The sequence below is a fragment of the Burkholderia sp. Tr-862 genome, from assembly GCF_011753085.1.
Classification (GTDB): domain Bacteria; phylum Pseudomonadota; class Gammaproteobacteria; order Burkholderiales; family Burkholderiaceae; genus Burkholderia; species Burkholderia ambifaria.
The window spans coordinates 22,413-42,779 of sequence record NZ_VWWG01000053.1; the positions used below are offsets into that span (position 1 = coordinate 22,413).

Below are 20,367 nucleotides of genomic sequence, written 5' to 3' on the forward strand. Positions count from 1 at the left end.
TGATGTGTTGATCGACCGCTGGAACGGTTTCAGAATAACGGGTTCAGGGGGCCATCTCCCCGTTGGATTTTATTCTTGGGATTGGTCCTATATAAACCTTCTTAATCTATTTGTATTTAGTAATTGTACGAAAATAGACGTGATTTTTCTTATAAAGACGATCGATATTCGTAGTGCGATTCGAATCGGATAGGACAGGTCGCTATCGCCACAGCAGTTTCGCGGGATCGTACCGGCGCACGGCTTCGACGAAGCAGTGGATCAGGTAGTCGCATGCGACCGTGTTCAGCGCATCGCGCCGCGTGAGCACGCCGGCCGACACGGTCGGAATCGTCTCCTTCACGTCGATCGTGACCATCCGCTCGCGTATCCAGTCGATCTCCATGAAGAGCTTCGGCACGCACGACACGCTGTCGGTATGCACCGACAGCGAGAACGCCGCGCTGAACGACGTGCATTCGACGATCGGCTGCGGTGCCGGGTAGCCGTGCGCGACGAACACGTTCTGCAGCAGTCGGCCGATGCTTTCCGGCGACGTGTTGAGCACCCACTGCGCATCCTGCAGCTGCGCGAGCGACGTGCAGTGGCGCAGCGGATTGCTCGCGCGCGTCATCAGGATCAGCTCCGATTCGATGAGCGGCCGGAACGTGAATTCGGGCGACAGCCGCGTCGCATCGACGATCGCGATCACGAAGTCGAGCGAGCCGTCGCGCAGGCGCGGCAGCGCCGTGTCGAGAAAGCCTTCGCGCACGTCGAGGCGGATCGTCGGCATGCGCTGGCGGAACGCGTCGAGCGCGGCCGGCAGGAAGCCGAGCGACATCAGCGGCGTCAGCGCGCACGCGAGCGCGCCTTCCTTGCCGCCCGACAGATGGATCACGTCGTCGCGCGCGTGCTGCATCTCGGCGAGGATCAGCCGCGCGCGTGCATAGACGGCCTGGCCGAAGCGCGTGAGCTGCGCACCGCGCGCGTTGCGCGTGACGAGCGGCACGCCGAGGTCCTGCTCGAGTTCGCGGATCGCCTTCGTGAGCGCGGGCTGGGACAGATGAATCGCGCGCGCGGCGGCGCGCAGGCTGCCGTGTTCGGCGATGGCGGCAAGCGCCCGGAGCTGGTGGTGTTTCACGGCGTGGCGGGGCGCGGCGGCAGTAGCGACGTTCGTATCCTACACCGCGATCGCGCGGGCAAAGCGCGCGATAACCGGGCGTTATCACGATCGAAAAATGTCGCTCCGGGCTGCGTATTTTGAATGCCTAGACTGCATGCGCAGGCTGTCGAACAGGCCCCGCACCAGACACGCACCCGATACGCATAACCAGTACGGAGACATACCTTCATGAAGGCGCCCCGAGCGGACAGCATGTTCGGCGGGCATGTCGGCGACGTTGCCGCATCCCCGTCCAATCGCCAGTTGATCGTCGCGATCACGATCGGCAACGGCCTCGAATTCTTCGATCTCACCGTGTTCAGCTTCTTCGCGGTGCTGCTTGGAAAACTGTTTTTCCCGGCTGCGTCCGCGCAGCAGCAATTGCTGATGTCGGTCGCGACGTTCGGCGTCGGCTTCATCGCGCGACCGGTCGGCGGCGTCGTGATCGGGCTGGTCGCCGATCGCTTCGGCCGCGTGCCGGCGATGAACCTCACGCTCGTCACGATGGCGATCGGCACCGGGATGATCGGCGTCCTGCCGACCTACGCGCAGATCGGCGTCGCGGCGCCCGTGCTGGTCGTGCTCGCACGGTTGCTGCAGGGCTTCTCCGCCGGCGGCGAAGTCGGCGTATCGACGTCGCTGCTCGCCGAGCGTGCACCGCCTGGCGAACGCGGCTACTACACGAGCTGGCAGTTCGCGAGCCAGGGCGCGGCGGCACTGGCCGGTTCGTTCGTCGGCTTCCTCCTGTCGTATTTCCTCGAACCGGCCGCGCTCGAATCGTGGGGCTGGCGCGTGCCGTTTCTCGCCGGCGTGCTGATCGCGCCGGTCGGCCTGTATCTGCGCGCGCGCTTCAATGCGATCGAACAGCACGCGCCGGCCGCGGCCGCGCGGCGCTCGTCCGCGGTGCTCGGCACCGTGCTGCGGCGCGACGGCGGCGCCGTGCTGACCGCGCTCGGCCTCGTGGTCGGCGGCACCGCCGCGCACTTCATCGTCCTCTATTACATGTCGACGTACGCGATCCGCGTGCTGCACCTGTCGATGGATACCGCGCTGTGGTGCGGGATCCTGTCCGGTGCGGTGATGTTCGTCGCCGCACCGATCGGCGGACGCCTGTCGGATCGTGTCGGCAGCAAGCGCGTTGCGCTGTGGACGCGCGTGGCGCTGACCGTGCTGATCCTGCCTGGCTTCTGGCTGATCCGCGCGGTGCCGTCGATCGCGACGATGTACGCGGTCGTGATGCTGCTCGCCGCGCTGCACTCGATCAATGCGGGCGCGAACGGCGTGATCCTCGCGGAGCTGTTTCCGAAGAGCACGCGCGCGACCGCGCTGTCGATCGCGTATGCGGGCGGCGTGTCGATCTTCGGCGGCTTCGCGCAGTTCATCGTCACCTGGCTGATCGGGGCGACCGGCAATCCGGCAGCGCCCGCGTGGTACGTGATCGTCTGCGGCCTGCTGTCGCTCGTCGCGCTCGCGTTCGCCTCGGACCGAAGCGATCAGGATCACTGACCGACCGATTTCCTTCTTCTTCGATTCATTCCATGACCCCCACCGTTTCGTTTTCGCCGTCGCCGGCCGACGTTGCCGCCGGCGATCTGTGCGACCTGCCCGCGCGCACCATGCTCGAGTTGCTGAAGTCCCGGCAGATCAGCGCCTGCGACCTGCTCGATGCGCATCTCGCGCGCATCGCAATGATCAACCCGCGCGTGAATGCGCTCGTCACCGTGGTCGACCCCGATGCGCTGCGCGCCCGCGCACGTGAGCTCGACACACGCTGGGCGCGCGGCGAATGGCAGGGGCCGCTGCATGGGCTGCCGGTGTCGCAGAAGGATCTGACCGCGACGCGCGGTGTGCGCACGACGTTCGGTTCGCCGCTGTTCGCCGACCACGTCCCGCCGCACGACGCGCTGATCGTGCGGCGCTGTGCGAGCGCCGGCGCACTGATGATCGGCAAGTCGAACACGCCGGAATTCGGCGCCGGCTCGCATACGTTCAACGAGGTGTTCGGCGCGACGCGCAACCCGTGGGACCTGACGCGCTCCGCCGGCGGCAGCAGCGGTGGCGCGGCCGCGGCGCTCGCATGCGGGATGAATCCGCTCGCGTGCGGCAGCGACATGGGCGGTTCGCTGCGCAACCCGGCCGCGTGGAACAACGTCGTCGGGCTGCGGCCGTCGCCCGGGCGCGTGCCGCGCGCGCCGGACCAGAACGGTTGGGCGACGCTCGGCGTCGACGGGCCGATGGCGCGCGATGTCGCCGACACGGCACTGCTGCTGTCCGCGATCGCCGGGCCGAGCGGCGAAACCGCGACCGAAATCGCGGAGCCGGGCGCGCGCTTCGCGCAGCCGCTCGAACGCGATTTCCGCGGCACGCGCATCGCGATGTCGCGCGGCTTGCCCGGCGTGCCGGTCGATCCCGAGATCCGGCGCGCGGTCGATGCGCAGGCGCGCGTGTTCACGTCGCTCGGCTGCGAAGTCGAATTCGACGACCCCGATCTCGCCGAAGCCGAAGACCTGTTCCGGATCGAGCGTGCCTGGATGATCGGCACGCTGATGGACGGCTTCGACGAGCGGCAGCGCGCGGCGTTGAAACCCGAACTCCGCGAAGAATACCGGCTGCATCGTTCGCTCGCCGCCGCGGATCTCGGCCGCCTGTTCGTGCGCAAGACGCGCCTGTTCGAGCGGATGCGCGCGTTCATGCAGCGCTACGCGTTCTACGTGCTGCCGACGACGCAGGTGATGCCGTTCGACGCTGCGCTGCGCGTGCCCGCCGATGTGCTCGGCGTCGAGAACACGACCTACATCGACTGGATGCGCGTGTGCTGGCTGCTGTCATCGACCGAGGCGCCGATCCTGTCGGTCCCGTGCGGATTCTCCGAGGCCGGCCTGCCGATCGGCATGCAGATCGTCGGCGGCTACCGCGACGACTGGGGCGTGCTGCAGTTCGGCCATGCGTACGAAGTCGCGGCCGGCCGGCGCTGGACGCCGCCGCCGGTTGTTGCCGACGCACTGCGCTGACCGCCTTTCCCGACTGACCCCGACCGTTCCGGTTTGCACCGGAGCAGGCCGCGCGCCTGCGGGGGGCGTGCGCCCGTGTGTCGCCATTCGACCCGCGCACTGGAGATCGTTCGATGAAGAAGAAGCTGTTGGCCGGCGCGGGTGTCGCGCTGATCGCGGGTGCGGCGCACGCCCAGAGCAGCGTCACGCTGTACGGCATTATCGATGAGGGGCTGACCTATGCGAGCAACATCGCGACGATTGGCCCGAACGGCACGGTGAGCGGCAAGCCCGCGCTGCGGATGCTGGGTGGCGTGCAGCAGGCGAGCCGCTGGGGGCTGCGCGGCAGCGAGGATCTCGGCGGCGGGCTGGCGGCGGTCTTCACGCTCGAGAACGGTTTCGATCCGAGCACCGGCAAGCTCGGGCAGGGCGGGCTGATCTTCGGCAAGAAGGCGTTCGTCGGGCTGTCGGGGCCGTTCGGCACCGTCACGCTCGGGCGGCAGTACGACACCAACGTCGACTTCCTCGGGCCGCTCGAGGCCGCCGCGCTGTTCGGCGGTTACATGGTCGCGCACCCCGGCGACCTCGACAACGTGAACAACGCGAACTCGACCAATAACGCGATCAAGTTCACGAGCAACGACTACGGCGGGGTCCGCTTCGCGGCGATGTATGGGGTGGGCGGCATCGCGGGCGCGGCGACGCGCAACCAGGTGTGGTCGGCCACGGTCGGCTACACGCGCGGGCCGCTCGCGGTGGCGGCCGGCTACCTCAATGCGCGCAACCCGAACGTGTCGTTCTTCGGCACGACCGGCAGCCCTGCGCCAACCGTCGGCGGCGTGCCGGGCAACAACATGCTGTCGCCGGTGTATTCCGGCTATGCATCCGCGCGCACGCTGCAGGTCGCGGCGGTGGGCGGCACCTATGCGATCGGCGCGATGACGCTCGGCGCGATGTATACGAACACGTCGTTTCGCCAGCTCGGCGACTTGTCGTCCGGGCCGAACCCGGGCGGCGTGTCCGGCAACGCGGTGTTCAACAACGCCGAGGCGAGCGTGCGCTACCAGTTCATGCCTTACCTGTTCGGCGGCTTGGCGTACGACTACACGCGCGGCGGCGGCGTGAACGGCCGCGACGGCGCGACGTATCACCAGGTCGCGGCGGGGCTCGACTATTTCCTGTCGAAGCGCACCGACGTCTACGTGAGCGCCGTCTATCAGCGCGCATCGGGCACCGACTCGACGGGGCACGCGGCCGTCGCGGCGATCAACGGTCCGGGTGCAGCCGCGAACGACCGGCAGTTCCTGGCGCGGGTCGGCATGCGGCACAAGTTCTGATCCGCACGGCGGCGCTCGAGCGCGCGGTGATATCCTCGCGAAACGCCCGCGACCGACGGGCGGATACCGACTGCCCGGACGCGGCCCGACGCCGTGCCGCGCGGCGTTTTCCGAGGGAGAGCCGAACCATGAGCCGCAAATTCATTCTGAAGGGCGACACGACCGACCATGGCGGCGTCGTGCTCGACGGCATCGCCAATTCGTCGTTCGACGGCCGCGAGCTCGCCTATCTCGGCGCGCCCGTGTTCTGCGCCGCGTGCAAGACCCAGGGCGTGATCGTGTCCGACGGCGGCGAGCGGACGATGACCGTGATGGGCAAGGTCGTCGCGCTCGAACACGACCTATGCCAGTGCCAGTGCACGCCGCAACCGAAGCTGATCCCGTCGCAGGGCACGGGCACCATTTCGGGCTGATGCCCGTCGAATCGGTGCGACGCCCGCCGCGGGCTGCCCGTCGTCAGACGCTGCCTTCGGTCTCGATCACCAGGATGCGTGCTTCGCCCAGCGGGTGCGCGACGTGCTCGGTGCCGATCGTCGCGTGGAATACGTCTCCCGTTTCGAGCACCGTCGCGTGCTCGATGCCCGCTTCCCGGTAGCGTATCTCGACACGGCCGTCGAGCACCGCGAAAACTTCCTCTCCGTCGTTCACATGCCATCGGTACGGCTGATCGGTCCAGTGCAGGCGGACCGTGATGCCGTTCAGGTTCGCGACGTCCAGCGCGCCCCATGGGCGCTCGGCGGTGAACGCGGTGCCGCGGATGATGTTCATCGAAGGTCCGTGAGTGTGGATGCCGTGCAGGGCGGGTGTGGCATGGTCGCGTCGCTTGCCCGCCGGATTCAGTGTGTTCGGGATCAGCGCGCCATCGCGCGCAAGGCCGCATCGATCGTCTGCTTGCGCTTCTCCAGCGCTGCCGCCGAGCGCTCGGTCACGCGCTTCAGGACCGACGCGGGTGCCGTATCCGGCGAGCCCGCGTCGAACGGCGGCGCGGGCGCGTATTCGAGCGCCAGCTGGATCGACTGCGCCTCTTCGTCGCCAGCGAGTTCGGCGGCGATCGTCAATGCGAAGTCGATGCCGGCCGTCACGCCGCCGCCGGTGATCAGGTTGCCGTCGCGCACCACGCGCTCGTGCACGGGCACCGCACCGAGCGGCTCGAGCAGCCCGTGAAACGCCCAGTGCGTCGTCGCGCGGCGTCCGCGCAGCAGGCCGGCCACGCCGAGCAGCAGCGCGCCCGTGCAGACCGACGTCACGTAGCGCGCGGTGGCCGCGCGCTGCTGTACGAACGCGATCGTTTCGGCATCGAGCAGCAGGTCGTTGATTCCGATTCCGCCGGGCACGCAGATCACGTCGAGCGGCGGGCAGTCGTCGAATGTGCAGGTCGGCGTGAGCGCGAGGCCGCTGCTCGACGCGACGGTGTCGCGCGATTTCCAGACGAGGTGGACAGCCGCGTCGGGCAGCGAGGCGAGCACGTCGTGCGGGCCGGTGAGATCGAGTTGCTGGACGCCCGGAAACACGAGAAGGCCGATATGCAGGGTCATGCGAACACTCCGTAGGGAAGGGGGGCGCCGCGACCGGCGCACGATGGACAGATCGATTCTAGGCGCGTAGTGTTTGGCGAAATTGCCATATCACCCACGTTTTCAGCCAATCACCATGTCTACCGCGCCGCGCTCGATCCTGATTCTCGCGTTCCCCCGTGCGCAGTTGCTCGACGTGACTGGGCCGCTGCAGGTGTTCGCGTCCGTCAACGAACTCGCCGAGGAACGTGGTCAGCCCGCGCCGTATGCGCCGCGCGTCGTCGCCGCCGAGGCCGGGCCGATCGAGACGTCGTCCGGCCTCGTCGTGATGGCCGATTCGCTGCGCTCCGCCGGACGGCCGGATACGGTGATCGTGGCCGGCGGCAAGGGCGTGCGCGCCGCGTCGCAGGATGTGCGGATGGTGCGCTGGGTCCGGCAGCAGGCGCAGCGCGCGCGACGTGTCGCGTCGGTCTGCACCGGCGCGTTCCTGCTCGCCGAGGCCGGCCTGCTCGACGGGCGGCGTGCGGTCACGCACTGGGCGCGCTGCGACGAATTCGCGGCGCGCTACCCGAACGTGCGCGTCGAGCCTGATCCGATCTTCATCCGCGAAGGCGCGCTGTGGACGTCCGCCGGCGTGACGGCCGGCATCGATCTCGCGCTCGCGCTCGTCGAGGAGGATCTCGGGCGAGCGGTCGCGCTCGACGCCGCGCGCGAACTCGTCGTGTTCCTGAAGCGGCCGGGCGGGCAGGCGCAGTTCAGCGCGATGCTGTCGATGCAGTGCACCGACGACCGCTTCGGCGAACTGCATGCGTGGATCGCCGAGCACCTGACGGCCGACCTGTCGGTGCCCGCGCTCGCCGAGCGCGTCAGCATGAGCGAGCGCAGCTTCGTGCGTCACTACCGCGCGGGGACCGGCCGCACGCCCGCGCGCGCGGTCGAACAGATTCGCGTCGAGGCCGCGCAGCGTTTGCTCGGCGAAACCGCGTGGCCCGTCAAGCGGATCGCCACGCGGTGCGGCTTCGGTTCGGAGGAGACGCTGCGGCGCAGTTTCGTGCGCGTGCTCGGCGTGTCGCCGCAGGGCTATCGCGAGCGGTTCGTGCGCTAACGCGCGGGCGTGCCGCGGCCGGCCGGCGCGCGGCAGCCGGGGACGGAACGATCGTCGCGCCGAACTGAACGAAAGCCGGTTACTTTCCAGTCCGAAGCGCGTTGACTATTCAGAAGTGGAGAACAATGGACGGGGGCTTGTGCCGCGCCCGTTGCGCGCTCTATTCTGTCCTGTTGGCGATTCGAAGGGGGCGCAGCATGGACCGCATCCAGGCAATGGAAGTTTTCACCCGCGTGGTCGACGCGAACAGCTTTACGCGCGCGGCCGACACGCTCGCGATGCCGCGCGCGTCGGTCACGACCATCATCCAGAATCTCGAGGCGCTGCTCGGCGTGCGGCTGATGCACCGGACGACGCGCCGGCTGTCGCTGACGCCGGAGGGCGCCGCGTACTACGAGCATTGCATGAAGATCATCTCGGAGATCGCGGAGGCCGACGCAAGTTTCCAGACCGGCAACCGCAAGCCGAGCGGCGTGCTGCGCGTGCACATGCCGAGTTCGCTCGGGCGGCGCGTGGTGTTGCCGGCGCTGTCGATCTTCCGGCAGCGCTATCCGGACATCACGCTCGACCTCGGCTTGTCGGACCGCTACGTCGATCCGGTCGAGGAGGGCATCGACTGCATGATCCGGGTCGGGCCGCTCGAGGATTCGTCGATGGTCGCGCGGCGGATCGGGATGCTCAAGCGCGTGACCTGCGCGTCGCCCGACTATCTGGCGCGTCACGGTGAGCCGCACGAGATCGCCGACCTGGCCGACCATCATGCGGTCAATTTCCGCGCGAGCCATGGCGCGCGGGCGATTCCGTGGGTGTTCATGATCGACGGCAAGCCGCTCGAGGTGCGGATGAACGGCAGTGTCACCGTCAACGATTCGGATGCATACGTGACGTGCGGGCTCGAAGGGTTCGGGATGATCCAGCCGACGCTGTTCATGGTGCTGCCGAACCTGCGCGATGGCTCTCTGGTCGAGGTGCTGCCCGACTGCAATCCGAAGCCCAAGCCGATCTCGATCGTGTATCCGCACAACCGGCATCTGTCGCAGAAGGTGCGGGTGTTCGCGGACTGGCTCGCGGAGCTGTTCGAGTCGACGCCCGCGCTGGAGGGCGGCGAGAACTGGCGCGGGAAGGTGCGTGCGGATTCTGTCGAGGAGCGCGGATCGGTGGTGGCGTAGCGCCCGCGCGCGTGCGCCTGAAGGACGGGCGGTGTGCGACACCGCATGTGCCGGATGAAGCAATGAAAAAAGCCGCTGTTCCTTGCGGAACAGCGGCTTTTCGCATTTGGTGGCGAATCAGGGATTCGAACCCCGGACCTGCGGATTATGATTCCGTCGCTCTAACCGACTGAGCTAATTCGCCGAAGAATTGAATTATGCAGATGTGCCGCCGGGCTGTCAACACCTTTTTCATCTTCCCCGAAAAAAGTTGCCGGCGACGCCTATCGGCCCGGGTTGCAGGCGGGGTGTCCCCCGCCTGCCCGACCTCATCAATCCTGCGCGTAGATGTTCGAGTCCTTCGTCTCCTTGACGAACAGCAGACCGATCACGAACGTGGCCAGCGCGATCACGATCGGATACCAGAGCCCCGAATAGATGTTGCCCTTCGCCGCGACGATCGCGAACGCGGTCGCCGGCAGGAAGCCGCCGAACCAGCCGTTGCCGATGTGATAGGGCAGCGACATCGACGTGTAGCGGATCCGCGTCGGGAACATCTCGACCAGCATCGCGGCGATCGGGCCGTAGACCATCGTCACATAGATCACGAGGATCGTCAGTATCACGATCGTCATCGGCCAGTTGAGCTGCGCCGGGTCGGCCTTGGCCGGATAGCCGGCGCCCTTCAGCGTCGACGCGAGCGTCTTGTCGAACGCCGCGCCCTGCGCCTTCGCATCGGCCGCCTTGCCGTCATAGGCCGGGATCACCGTGTCGCCCACCTTGATCTGGGCGGTCGAGCCTGCCGGCGCCGCGACGTTCTCGTAGTTCAGGCCGGCCTTCGCGAGCGCGCTCTTCACGATGTCGCACGAGCTCGTGAACTTCGACGTGCCCACCGGGTTGAACTGGAACGAGCAGGTGGCCGGATCGGCGATGACCGTGATCGGCGCCTTCTGCGTCGCGAGTTCGAGCTGCGGGTTCGCGTAGTGCGTGAGCGCCTTGAACAGCGGGAAGTAGGTGAGCGCCGCGATCAGGCAGCCGGCGAGGATGATCGGCTTGCGGCCGATCCGGTCCGACAGCGAGCCGAAGAACAGGAAGAACGGCGTGCCGATCAGGAGGGCGATCGCGATCAGGATGTTCGCGCTGGCACCGTCGACCTTCAGCGTCTGCGTGAGGAAGAACAGCGCGTAGAACTGGCCCGTGTACCAGACGACGGCCTGGCCGGCGGTCAGCCCGACGAGTGCGAGGATCACGATCTTCAGGTTCTTCCACTGGCCGAACGCTTCGGTCAGCGGCGCCTTCGACGTCTTGCCCTCGGCCTTGATGCGCAGGAACACCGGCGATTCGTTCAACTGCAACCGGATCCACACCGACACCGCGAGCAGCAGGATCGACGCGACGAACGGCACGCGCCAGCCCCAGCTGCCGAACGATTCCTCGCCGATGAGCGTGCGCACGCCGAGGATCACGAGCAGCGACAGGAACAGGCCGAGCGTCGCGGTCGTCTGGATCCATGCGGTGTAGAAGCCGCGGCGGTTCGCCGGCGCATGCTCGGCGACGTAGGTCGCCGCGCCGCCGTACTCGCCGCCGAGCGCGAGGCCCTGCAGCAGCCGCATCGCGATGAAGATCACGGGCGCCGCGATGCCGATCGTCGCGTAGCCGGGCAGGAAGCCGACCACGAAGGTCGAGAGGCCCATGATCACGATCGTCACGAGGAACGTGTGCTTGCGGCCGACGAGGTCGCCGAGCCGGCCGAACACGATCGCGCCGAACGGCCGCACGGCGAAGCCGGCCGCGAAGCCGAGCAGCGTGAAGATGAAGGCGGCGGTCGGATTGACCCCGGAGAAGAAGCTCTTGCTGATGTAGGCCGCGAGTGACCCGGCCAGGTAAAAGTCGTACCACTCGAACACGGTGCCGAGCGACGACGCGAAGATCACCTTCTTTTCTTCGGCCGTCATCGGCGAGTGCGAAATTTGCCCGCCTAAGGTTGCCATGAATCGTCTCCAAGTCCCTTGATATAGATATGCGGCCGCCTTGGGTGGGCGGGCCTGTCGACGATTATTGGCACGGAAACTTACGGCGCACTGACTCCCGGGCACAAAACGACTGCGCGTTAACCCGCGCCGAATCAGCCGCTTCGCCCCTCGATCGGGTGGCAAACGGACGGTAAAGCGCTGGTTTCGATGCGATCGCGGCGTGGTGCGCGGTGGAGGAGGCCCGCGCGTGTCAGGCTGGATCCGCGACGGGTTCCGACAGCGGCAGGCTGATGCGCACGAGCGTGCCGGCGAGGCGCGGCGCGTGCTGATAGACATGATCGTCGAGCGTCAGCGTGCCGCCGTGCTGCGTCGCGATCTCGCGCACGATCGCGAGCCCGAGGCCGCTGCCGTCGCCTTCGCGGCCGAGGATCCGGTAGAAGCGCTCGACCACGCGGTCGCGTTCGGCGGCCGGGATGCCGGGCCCGGTGTCCTCGACTTCGAGATGCACGCGCCGCGCCGCCTGCTCGGCCCGCACGCGCACGGTGATGCGGCCGCCTTCGGGCGTGTAGCGGATCGCGTTGTCGACCAGGTTGCCGAGCATCTCGCGCAGCATCACGGGATTGCCGTCGACGTCGAGCGGCGCGTCGTCCTCCGGGCCTTCGTAACCGAGGTCCATGCGCTTCGCGAGCGCGGCCTGCACCCAGTCGCGTACCGTGCGGCGCGCCAGCGTGCCGATTTCGACCGGCTCGAACGTCAGCCCGCTCGCGCGGTTCTCGGCGCGCGCGAGCGCGAGCAGTTGCGTGACGAGCCGCGCGGCCTGCTCGGAACTCGTCGCGATCTGTTCGAGCGAGCGCTGCACGTCGGGCGGCACGGGGTGGCGCAACGCGAATTCGGCCTGCGTGCGCAGCCCCGCGAGCGGCGTCTTCATCTGGTGCGCGGCGTCGGCGATGAAGCGCTTCTGCAACGCCATGTTTTGCTCGAGCCGCGCGAGCAGGTCGTTGAACGACGTGACGAGCGGCTCGATCTCGGGCGGCGCGCGCTGCGCCTCGACGGGCGACAGGTCGTCGGGCCGCCGCGCGCGAATGTGCGCCTGCAGTGCGTTGAGCGGCGCGAGCCCGCGCGACAGCCCGAACCAGACGAGCAGGATCGCGAGCGGCAGGATCACGAACTGCGGCAGGATCACGCCCTTGATGATGTCGTTCGCGAGTGCATTGCGCTTGTCGAGCGTCTCGCCGACCTGCACGAGCACGGGCTGCGCGCCGCTCGGCTCCGGCAGTGCGACAGTCGTATACGCGACGCGCACGTCGTTGCCGCGCAAAAGGTCGTCGCGGAACACGACGACGCCCGGCGGCGGGCGGTCCTCGTCGCGCGGCAGCGGCATGTCGGCCTCGCCCGCGACCAGCTCGCCGCGCGTGCCGAGCACCTGGAAGTACACGCTGTCGACGTTGTCCGCGCGCAGGAAGTCGCGCGTCTGCTGCGGCAGCGTCAGCTCGGCGACGCCGTTGACCGGATGGATCTGCCGCGCGAGCACGTATGCGTTGGTTTCGAGCGCGCGGTCGAACGGGCCGTTCGCGATCGTCTTCGCGACGAGATAGGTGACGGCGATGCTCATCGGCCACAGCAGCAGCAGCGGCGCGAGCATCCAGTCGAGGATTTCACCGAACAGCGAGCGCGGGCGCGGCGCCTCGGGCGCATCGGTTTCGTCGGGCGGTGCGAATGGGTTCTCGTAGCGCGCGTCGCGTGCCTCGTCGGCGGCCGACGCCGGCGTGCCGCTCGGGTGGCGGGAATGGGCCGGGGTGGCCATCGCGGCGCGCCCGGCTTCAGCGCAGCGGCGTGCCGGCCACCGCGGGCTGGGGCGCTGCCGTGTCGGCCGGCGCGGCAGGCGCGACCTTCTCGAGGCAATAGCCGAGGCCGCGCACGGTCGAGATCCGCACGCCGCTCGGTTCGATCTTCTTGCGCAGCCGGTGCACGTAGACTTCGATCGCGTTGTTGCTGACTTCCTCGCCCCATTCGCACAGATGATCGACGAGCTGCTCCTTCGACACGAGCCGGCCGATCCGCTGCAGCAGCACCTCGAGCAGGCCGAGCTCGCGCGCGGAGAGATCGAGCACGTGATCGTTCGCATATGCGATGCGGCCGACCTGGTCGAACGCGAGCGAGCCGTGGCGCACGACGGTCGGGCCGCCGCCCGCGCCGCGCCGGGTCAGCGCGCGCACGCGCGCTTCCAGCTCGTTGAGCGCGAACGGCTTGGCCATGTAATCGTCGGCGCCGAGGTCGAGCCCCTTCACGCGTTCGTCGACGCTGTCGGCGGCGGTCAGGATCAGCACGGGGAGGTTGGAATTGCGGGCGCGCAGGCGCTTGAGCACGTCGAGCCCGGACATTTTCGGCAGCCCGAGATCGAGGATCAGCAGGTCGAATGTCTGCATCGACAGCGCCGTATCGGCGTCGATGCCGCTCTTCACGTGGTCGACCGCATAGCCCGATTGGCGGAGTGACCGGGTGAGGCCGTCCGCGAGTATGCTGTCGTCTTCGGCGATGAGAATTCGCATGGTGCTGACCGATGGCCGGCGGGCATTCGCGCCGGCGCGGCTGTCTCCGAAGTTATTCGTGTACAACGCTCTGCATTGCGGGCTTGCACAAAACACTGTTTTTTTATACAGTGTCTGCATTCATGGGCAGCGCTTGAAAGCGGGCGCGCCTCTTACAGACGCTGCTCATCATAGCAAAGGACGATTCATGGAAGATAGCAAGAAGGGCTCCGGGATGACCGCCGAGAAGAGCAAGGCGCTGGCGGCCGCACTCGCACAGATCGAGAAGCAGTTCGGCAAGGGCTCGATCATGCGCATGGGCGACGGCGAAGTGGCCGAGAACATCCAGGTCGTGTCCACGGGCTCGCTCGGTCTCGATATCGCGCTCGGCGTCGGCGGCCTGCCGCGCGGCCGGGTGGTCGAGATCTACGGTCCGGAATCGTCGGGTAAAACCACGCTGACGCTGCAAGTCGTCGCCGAACTGCAGAAGCTCGGCGGCACGGCGGCGTTCATCGACGCGGAGCACGCGCTCGACGTTCAATATGCAGCGAAGCTCGGCGTGAACGTGCCGGAACTGCTGATCTCGCAGCCGGACACCGGCGAGCAGGCGCTCGAAATCACCGACGCGCTGGTGCGCTCGGGCTCGATCGACATGATCGTCATCGACTCGGTCGCGGCGCTCGTGCCGAAGGCCGAAATCGAAGGCGAGATGGGCGATTCGCTGCCGGGCCTGCAGGCCCGCCTGATGTCGCAGGCGCTGCGCAAGCTGACGGGCACGATCAAGCGCACGAACTGCCTCGTGATCTTCATCAACCAGATCCGGATGAAGATCGGCGTGATGTTCGGCAACCCGGAAACCACGACGGGCGGCAACGCGCTGAAGTTCTATTCGTCGGTGCGTCTCGACATCCGCCGGATCGGCTCGATCAAGAAGAACGACGAGGTGATCGGCAACGAAACCCGCGTGAAGGTCGTCAAGAACAAGGTGTCGCCGCCGTTCCGCGAAGCGATTTTCGACATCCTGTATGGCGAAGGCATTTCGCGTCAGGGCGAGATCATCGATCTCGGCGTGCAGGCGAAGATCGTCGACAAGGCGGGTGCCTGGTACAGCTACAACGGCGAGAAGATCGGTCAGGGCAAGGACAACGCGCGTGAATTCCTGCGCGAGAATCCGGAAATCGCGCGCGAGATCGAGAACCGTATCCGCGAATCGCTCGGCGTGGTCACCATGCCTGAAGGTGCGGCTGCGGACCACGACGAAGCCGAGGCGATGGACGAAGAAGAGTGATGGTCGGGCGCCGAGGTCAGGCAGGCAAGCCGGAGGAGAGCGACGCGCCCGAAACGGCGGGTCGCTCCGGTCGGCGAGCTGGATCCTCGGGTGCCGACCGGCAGGTCGCAGGCAGCAACGCCGCGAACCGCACCGCGACGAGGGCATCCGACGATGCCCTCGTTTCGTTTGAGATTGCCGCGCCGGACGATCCGTTCGACGACGACGAATCGTTCGACGCGCACGACCGCTCCCGCCGTCGTGTTTCCGGCGTCAGCTTCCCCGGCGAGCGCGCAGCCGATGCGTCGACGCCGGCCAGGGAAGACGTCTATACCCGCAGCAGCCAGCATCCGCGCCGCGCCCGCCGGGCGTCCGGCGCATCTTCAAGCACATCTGCCGGCGACGATCCCGGCGCCCGCGAGCGCAAGTCGTCGAAGCCGCCGCGTTCGTTGAAGGGCCGCGCACTCGGCTATCTGTCCAGGCGCGAATACAGCCGCGCGGAACTCGCGCGCAAGCTTGGGCCGTACGTCGGCGAAGACGAATCCGTCGAGCCGGTGCTCGATGCGCTGGAAAAGGAAGGCTGGCTGTCCGACGCGCGCTTTGCCGAGAGCCTCGTGCATCGCCGTGCGTCGCGCGTCGGCGCCGCGCGCATCGTCAGCGAACTGAAGCGTCACGCGGTCGGCGACACGCTCGTCGAGGAAGTCAACGCGCAGTTGCGCGAGACCGAATGGACACGTGCGCAGGCCGTCTGGCGCAAGAAATTCGGTGCACTGCCGCAAACGCCGGCCGAGCGCGCGAAGCAGGCGCGCTTCCTTGCCGCGCGCGGCTTCTCGAGCGGGATCATCGTGAAGTTGCTGAAGGTCGGCGACGATTTCCTGGTCGACGACTGACCGGCTCGTCACGCGCGCTGCGCGCGATTTTGCTGCAATGCAACCGTTTCCGGACAGGCGGGAATACCCGCCGTCGCGGCCGGCTGCCTCAAATACCCGATATGCTAAAATCCACGGGTTTTCCTCTTCGGCCTCAACCTCCAGCATGCCGCTATCCGAGCCCGTGCCCCGTCAGTTGCGACATCGACGCGCAATCCGAGCGGAAGCCTACGAGCGCGGCGACGGCTTGTGGGACATCGAAGCCTGCCTGACCGACCACAAGCCGCGCGATGTCGCGCTTGCGTCGGGCATCCGGCCCCAGGGCCTGCCGATCCACGAACTCTGGCTGCGCGTGACTATCGATCGTGATCTCAACGTCGTCGACGCCGAAGCGTCTTCGGAATGGGTTCCCTATCCCGGTCACTGTCAATCCGCCTCTCCCGCCTATCGGGCCCTCATCGGGCTCAATCTCTTCCGCAATTTCCGCCGCAACGCGAACCGGCTGCTCGCCGGCGTCGCAGGCTGTTCCCATCTCACCGAACTGTGCGCCGTGCTGCCGACGGCAGCGATCCAGGCGTTCGCCGGCGATGTGTGGAACGTGCGCGAGGAAGGTGGCGAAGGGCCGGATCACGGCGGCGCGCACGACGAAGCGCCTTTCCAGCTCGGCCGCTGCCGGGCGTTGCGGTTCGACGGCGAGGTCGTGCGGCAGTACTACCCGCGCTGGTATGGCGCGAGCCGGCCGGACGTGCCCGGTGAAGGCAGCACGAAGGAATGAACGGAAATCATTCGAAGAAGCGTCTTAAGCGACTTTTCATCCAACTCTCAGACTGAAGGGAATCACGCATGAAGATTCACGAGTACCAGGGTAAGGAAATCCTGCGGAAATTCGGAGTCGCGGTACCGCGCGGCAAGCCGGCGTTCTCGGTTGACGAGGCCGTCAAGGTGGCAGAAGAGCTGGGCGGCCCGGTGTGGGTCGTGAAGGCTCAGATTCACGCGGGTGGCCGTGGCAAGGGCGGCGGCGTGAAGGTGGCGAAGTCGATCGAACAGGTTCGCGAATACGCGAACCAGATCCTCGGCATGCAGCTCGTCACGCACCAGACCGGTCCGGAAGGCCAGAAGGTCAACCGCCTGATGATCGAAGAAGGCGCCGACATCAAGCAGGAACTGTATGTCAGCCTCGTCGTCGACCGCATCTCGCAGAAGATCGTGCTGATGGGTTCGAGCGAAGGCGGCATGGACATCGAAGAAGTCGCCGAAAAGCACCCGGAACTGATCCACAAGGTCATCGTCGAGCCGTCGACGGGCCTGCTCGACGCGCAGGCAGACGACCTCGCCGCGAAGATCGGCGTGCCGGCTGCTTCGATTCCGCAAGCGCGCGCGATCCTGCAAGGCTTGTACAAGGCTTTCTGGGAAACCGACGCATCGCTGGCTGAAATCAACCCGCTGAACGTCTCCGGCGACGGCAAGGTCATCGCACTCGACGCGAAGTTCAACTTCGACTCGAACGCGCTGTTCCGCCACCCGGAAATCGTCGCGTACCGCGACCTGGACGAAGAAGATCCGGCTGAAATCGAAGCGTCGAAGTTCGACCTCGCGTACATCTCGCTCGACGGCAACATCGGCTGCCTCGTGAACGGCGCAGGCCTCGCGATGGCGACGATGGACACCATCAAGCTGTTCGGCGGCGAGCCGGCGAACTTCCTGGACGTCGGCGGCGGCGCCACGACCGAGAAGGTCACCGAAGCGTTCAAGCTGATGCTGAAGAACCCGGACCTGAAGGCGATCCTCGTGAACATCTTCGGCGGCATCATGCGCTGCGACGTGATCGCGGAAGGCGTGATCGCCGGTTCGAAGGCCGTGAACCTGAACGTGCCGCTCGTCGTGCGCATGAAGGGCACGAACGAGGACCTGGGCAAGAAGATGCTGGCCGATTCGGGCCTGCCGATCATCTCGGCGGACAGCATGGAAGAGGCTGCGCAGAAGGTCGTCGCGGCTGCCGCAGGCAAATAAGCGCGCTCAATGAATACGCATGGCGGCGCGGTTTTGCACGCGACGCCAATCGAACAGAGGTCAAAATACATGTCGATTCTGATCAACAAGGACACGAAGGTCATCACGCAGGGCATTACCGGCAAAACCGGTCAGTTCCATACGCGCGCCTGCCGTGAATACGCAAACGGCCGCGAAGCATTCGTCGCGGGCGTGAACCCGAAGAAGGCCGGCGAAGATTTCGAAGGCATTCCGATCTACGCGAGCGTCAAGGAAGCGAAGGCAGAAACCGGCGCGACCGTGTCGGTCATCTACGTTCCGCCGGCAGGCGCAGCCGCCGCGATCTGGGAAGCCGTCGAAGCCGACCTGGATCTCGCGATCTGCATCACGGAAGGCATCCCCGTGCGCGACATGATCGAAGTGAAGGACCGCATGCGTCGCGAAGGCCGCAAGACGCTGCTGCTCGGGCCGAACTGCCCGGGCACGATCACGCCGGACGAACTGAAGATCGGCATCATGCCGGGTCACATCCACCGCAAGGGCCGCATCGGCGTCGTGTCGCGTTCGGGCACGCTGACGTATGAAGCCGTTGCTCAGCTGACGGCACTGGGCCTCGGCCAGTCGTCGGCAGTCGGTATCGGCGGCGACCCGATCAACGGTCTGAAGCACATCGACGTGATGAAGATGTTCAACGACGATCCGGATACGGACGCAGTCGTGATGATCGGCGAAATCGGCGGTCCGGACGAAGCCAATGCAGCCGAGTGGATCAAGGACAACATGAAGAAGCCGGTCGTCGGCTTCATCGCGGGTGTCACGGCGCCTCCGGGCAAGCGCATGGGCCACGCCGGCGCGCTGATCTCGGGCGGTGCGGATACGGCCGAAGCGAAGCTGGAAATCATGGAAGCGTGCGGCATCACCGTCACGCGCAACCCGTCGGAAATGGGCCGTCTGCTGAAGAAGGCGCTGTAATTCCCGCGTGGTTCGTCCAGCAAAAAACGCCGGCTCCGCCGGCGTTTTTTGTTATGCTCGCGCAATGAATTTGTAAGCCCCGGGCATGCGCGATGCATGTGCCGGTAATGAACCGGGCCGCCTGTCAGAGGGTCGTCGCCCCGCACCCATATCCACTCATGCTTGAATTCCTGACGTCGCTGCACTGGGGCGCCGTGTTCCAGATCGTCATCATCGACATCCTGCTCGGCGGCGACAACGCGGTCGTGATCGCGCTCGCGTGCCGCAATCTGCCGGCCAATCAGCGACTGCGCGGCGTCGTGTGGGGCACGGCCGGCGCGATCCTGCTGCGGGTCGTGCTGATCGCGTTCGCGGTCGCGCTGCTCGACGTGCCGTTCCTGAAGTTCGGCGGCGGCCTGCTGCTGCTGTGGATCGGCATCAAGCTGATGGCGCCGGACGCCGACGCGCATGACAACGTGAAGCCGGCCGACCGGCTGTGGGACGCCGTGAAGACGATCGTGATCGCCGACGCCGTGATGAGCCTCGACAACGTGATCGCGATCGCCGGCGCGGCCGAGCAGGCCGATCCGTCGCACCGGCTGGCGCTCGTGATCTTCGGGCTCGTCGTCAGCGTGCCGATCATCGTGTGGGGCAGCACGCTGGTGCTGAAGCTGCTCGACCGGTTCCCGATCGTCGTCGCGTTGGGCGCCGGGCTGCTCGGCTGGATTGCCGGCGGGCTGATGGTGCACGACCCGGTCGGCGATCGCTGGCCGGTGCTCGATACGCAGGCCGCAATCTACGGCGCGAGCATCGCCGGCGCACTGTTCGTCGTTGGCGCCGGATACGCGCTCCGGCGCCGCCGCGGCGTTCCGCACCCGCAATGACGTTGGCCGTCCGGCCGACTGCCGGGGCCGCGGCCCGCTGGCTACGATCGAAACGCCTGCCTGATTCGGCAGGCGTTTTTCGTTTCCGGAGCCAGTCATGTTCGAAGCCTTTTCAGTTTCCCTGTTCCGTCGTGTCGCCGCCGATCTGCGGCGCGCGCGCCGGCCGGCGCCGCGTTGGCGGCCGGCCGGCTTCACGCTGATCGAGTTGATGATCGTGCTCGCGATCGTCGGCGTGATCGCCGCCTATGCGATTCCCGCGTACCAGGATTACCTCGCGCGGTCGCGCGTCGGCGAGGGGCTCGCGCTCGCGTCGTCCGCGCGGCTGGCAGTCGCCGACAATGCCGCGAGTGGCGCGGGCCTCGATGGCGGCTACAGCCCGCCGGTCGCCACCCGGAACGTCGAATCCGTTCGGATCGACGCCGATACGGGCCAGATCACGGTGGCGTTCACCACCCGCGTCGCCGCGGCCGGCGCGAATACGCTGGTCCTGGTGCCGTCCGCGCCGGACAAGGCCGACACCCCCACCGCACGGGTGCCGCTTAAAAAGGGCGCGATGCAGGCCGGCGCGATCGCGTGGGAGTGCTTTGCCGCCGGCAAGGCCGCGTCATCGCTGCCGGCGCCGGGCGCGGGCCCGTTGCCGGCGGAGGCGGCGACGTTGCCCGCGAGCGTAT

Annotated in this window: 19 protein-coding genes and 1 tRNA gene; 13 read left to right on the forward strand and 7 right to left on the reverse strand. The window is 67.1% G+C overall.

Annotated elements, in window-relative coordinates:
* Window positions 1-202: 202 nt before the first annotated feature.
* On the reverse strand, window positions 203-1,120 hold the full coding sequence (locus F3J14_RS16695) for a LysR substrate-binding domain-containing protein (protein WP_166723942.1): 918 nt from the start codon (window positions 1,118-1,120) through the stop codon (window positions 203-205).
* A gap of 210 nt (window positions 1,121-1,330) precedes the next feature.
* On the opposite strand from F3J14_RS16695, the gene F3J14_RS16700 reads away from it, so the two are divergent.
* The 4 genes from F3J14_RS16700 (at window position 1,331) to F3J14_RS16715 (ending at window position 5,881) form a co-directional block, all read left to right on the forward strand.
* Entirely contained in the window at window positions 1,331-2,647 is a 1,317-nt protein-coding gene (locus F3J14_RS16700; RefSeq protein ID WP_166723943.1) for an MFS transporter, read from the forward strand.
* Between the two features lie 32 nt (window positions 2,648-2,679).
* Entirely contained in the window at window positions 2,680-4,152 is a 1,473-nt protein-coding gene (locus F3J14_RS16705; RefSeq protein ID WP_166723944.1) for an amidase, read from the forward strand.
* A gap of 113 nt (window positions 4,153-4,265) precedes the next feature.
* Window positions 4,266-5,468 (forward strand): porin, encoded by a 1,203-nt coding sequence (locus F3J14_RS16710; protein WP_166723945.1) that lies wholly within the window; start codon window positions 4,266-4,268, stop codon window positions 5,466-5,468.
* A gap of 128 nt (window positions 5,469-5,596) precedes the next feature.
* Entirely contained in the window at window positions 5,597-5,881 is a 285-nt protein-coding gene (locus F3J14_RS16715; protein ID WP_166723946.1) for a PAAR domain-containing protein, read from the forward strand.
* Window positions 5,882-5,924: 43 nt separating this feature from the next.
* Here F3J14_RS16715 and F3J14_RS16720 read toward each other — a convergent pair whose 3' ends face one another.
* Together F3J14_RS16720 and F3J14_RS16725 are read right to left on the reverse strand one after the other, a co-directional pair.
* Window positions 5,925-6,236, reverse strand: coding sequence for a cupin domain-containing protein (locus tag F3J14_RS16720; protein WP_166723947.1), 312 nt, complete (start codon window positions 6,234-6,236; stop codon window positions 5,925-5,927).
* An 83-nt stretch (window positions 6,237-6,319) separates the two neighbouring features.
* Window positions 6,320-7,003 (reverse strand): DJ-1/PfpI family protein, encoded by a 684-nt coding sequence (locus F3J14_RS16725; RefSeq protein ID WP_166723948.1) that lies wholly within the window; start codon window positions 7,001-7,003, stop codon window positions 6,320-6,322.
* A 115-nt stretch (window positions 7,004-7,118) separates the two neighbouring features.
* Here F3J14_RS16725 and F3J14_RS16730 point away from each other — a divergent pair, with 115 nt between their 5' ends.
* Window positions 7,119-8,087, forward strand: coding sequence for a GlxA family transcriptional regulator (locus F3J14_RS16730; protein WP_166723949.1), 969 nt, complete (start codon window positions 7,119-7,121; stop codon window positions 8,085-8,087).
* 197 nt (window positions 8,088-8,284) lie between these two features.
* Window positions 8,285-9,256, forward strand: coding sequence for a LysR family transcriptional regulator (locus F3J14_RS16735; RefSeq protein ID WP_166723950.1), 972 nt, complete (start codon window positions 8,285-8,287; stop codon window positions 9,254-9,256).
* 107 nt (window positions 9,257-9,363) lie between these two features.
* On the opposite strand, the gene F3J14_RS16740 is transcribed toward F3J14_RS16735, so the two are convergent.
* The 4 genes from F3J14_RS16740 to F3J14_RS16755 form a co-directional block, all read right to left on the reverse strand.
* Window positions 9,364-9,440: transfer RNA gene (locus F3J14_RS16740), tRNA-Met, on the reverse strand.
* A 127-nt stretch (window positions 9,441-9,567) separates the two neighbouring features.
* On the reverse strand, window positions 9,568-11,226 hold the full coding sequence (locus tag F3J14_RS16745; protein ID WP_166723951.1) for an MFS transporter: 1,659 nt from the start codon (window positions 11,224-11,226) through the stop codon (window positions 9,568-9,570).
* A gap of 232 nt (window positions 11,227-11,458) precedes the next feature.
* A complete protein-coding gene (locus F3J14_RS16750; RefSeq protein ID WP_166723952.1) occupies window positions 11,459-13,012 on the reverse strand; it encodes a sensor histidine kinase in 1,554 nt (517 codons plus the stop codon).
* Window positions 13,013-13,028: 16 nt separating this feature from the next.
* Window positions 13,029-13,757, reverse strand: a complete 729-nt coding sequence (locus F3J14_RS16755) for a response regulator transcription factor (protein WP_166723953.1) — start codon at window positions 13,755-13,757, stop codon at window positions 13,029-13,031.
* Between the two features lie 187 nt (window positions 13,758-13,944).
* On the opposite strand from F3J14_RS16755, the gene recA reads away from it, so the two are divergent.
* The 7 genes from recA to F3J14_RS16790 form a co-directional block, all read left to right on the forward strand.
* Window positions 13,945-15,024 carry a recombinase RecA gene (gene recA, locus F3J14_RS16760; protein WP_006755515.1) on the forward strand — a complete coding sequence of 360 codons (1,080 nt, stop codon included), beginning with the start codon at window positions 13,945-13,947 and terminating at the stop codon, window positions 15,022-15,024.
* Window positions 15,024-15,893, forward strand: coding sequence for a recombination regulator RecX (gene recX, locus F3J14_RS16765; protein ID WP_166723954.1), 870 nt, complete (start codon window positions 15,024-15,026; stop codon window positions 15,891-15,893). The genes recA and recX overlap by 1 nt, the downstream gene beginning before the upstream one ends.
* Window positions 15,894-16,038: 145 nt before the next feature.
* The gene (locus F3J14_RS16770; RefSeq protein ID WP_006755513.1) at window positions 16,039-16,647 is read left to right on the forward strand and encodes a DUF2889 domain-containing protein; all 609 of its coding nucleotides are present in this window, start codon (window positions 16,039-16,041) and stop codon (window positions 16,645-16,647) included.
* 68 nt (window positions 16,648-16,715) lie between these two features.
* Window positions 16,716-17,882: an ADP-forming succinate--CoA ligase subunit beta gene (gene sucC / locus F3J14_RS16775; protein ID WP_006755512.1), complete on the forward strand. Its 1,167-nt coding sequence runs from the start codon at window positions 16,716-16,718 to the stop codon at window positions 17,880-17,882.
* Between the two features lie 69 nt (window positions 17,883-17,951).
* Window positions 17,952-18,833, forward strand: coding sequence for a succinate--CoA ligase subunit alpha (gene sucD / locus F3J14_RS16780; RefSeq protein ID WP_006477916.1), 882 nt, complete (start codon window positions 17,952-17,954; stop codon window positions 18,831-18,833).
* A 158-nt stretch (window positions 18,834-18,991) separates the two neighbouring features.
* The gene (locus tag F3J14_RS16785) at window positions 18,992-19,696 is read left to right on the forward strand and encodes a TerC family protein (protein ID WP_166723955.1); all 705 of its coding nucleotides are present in this window, start codon (window positions 18,992-18,994) and stop codon (window positions 19,694-19,696) included.
* A gap of 97 nt (window positions 19,697-19,793) precedes the next feature.
* On the forward strand, window positions 19,794-20,367 hold a 574-nt coding region (locus tag F3J14_RS16790), incomplete at its 3' end, for a pilin (protein ID WP_166723956.1).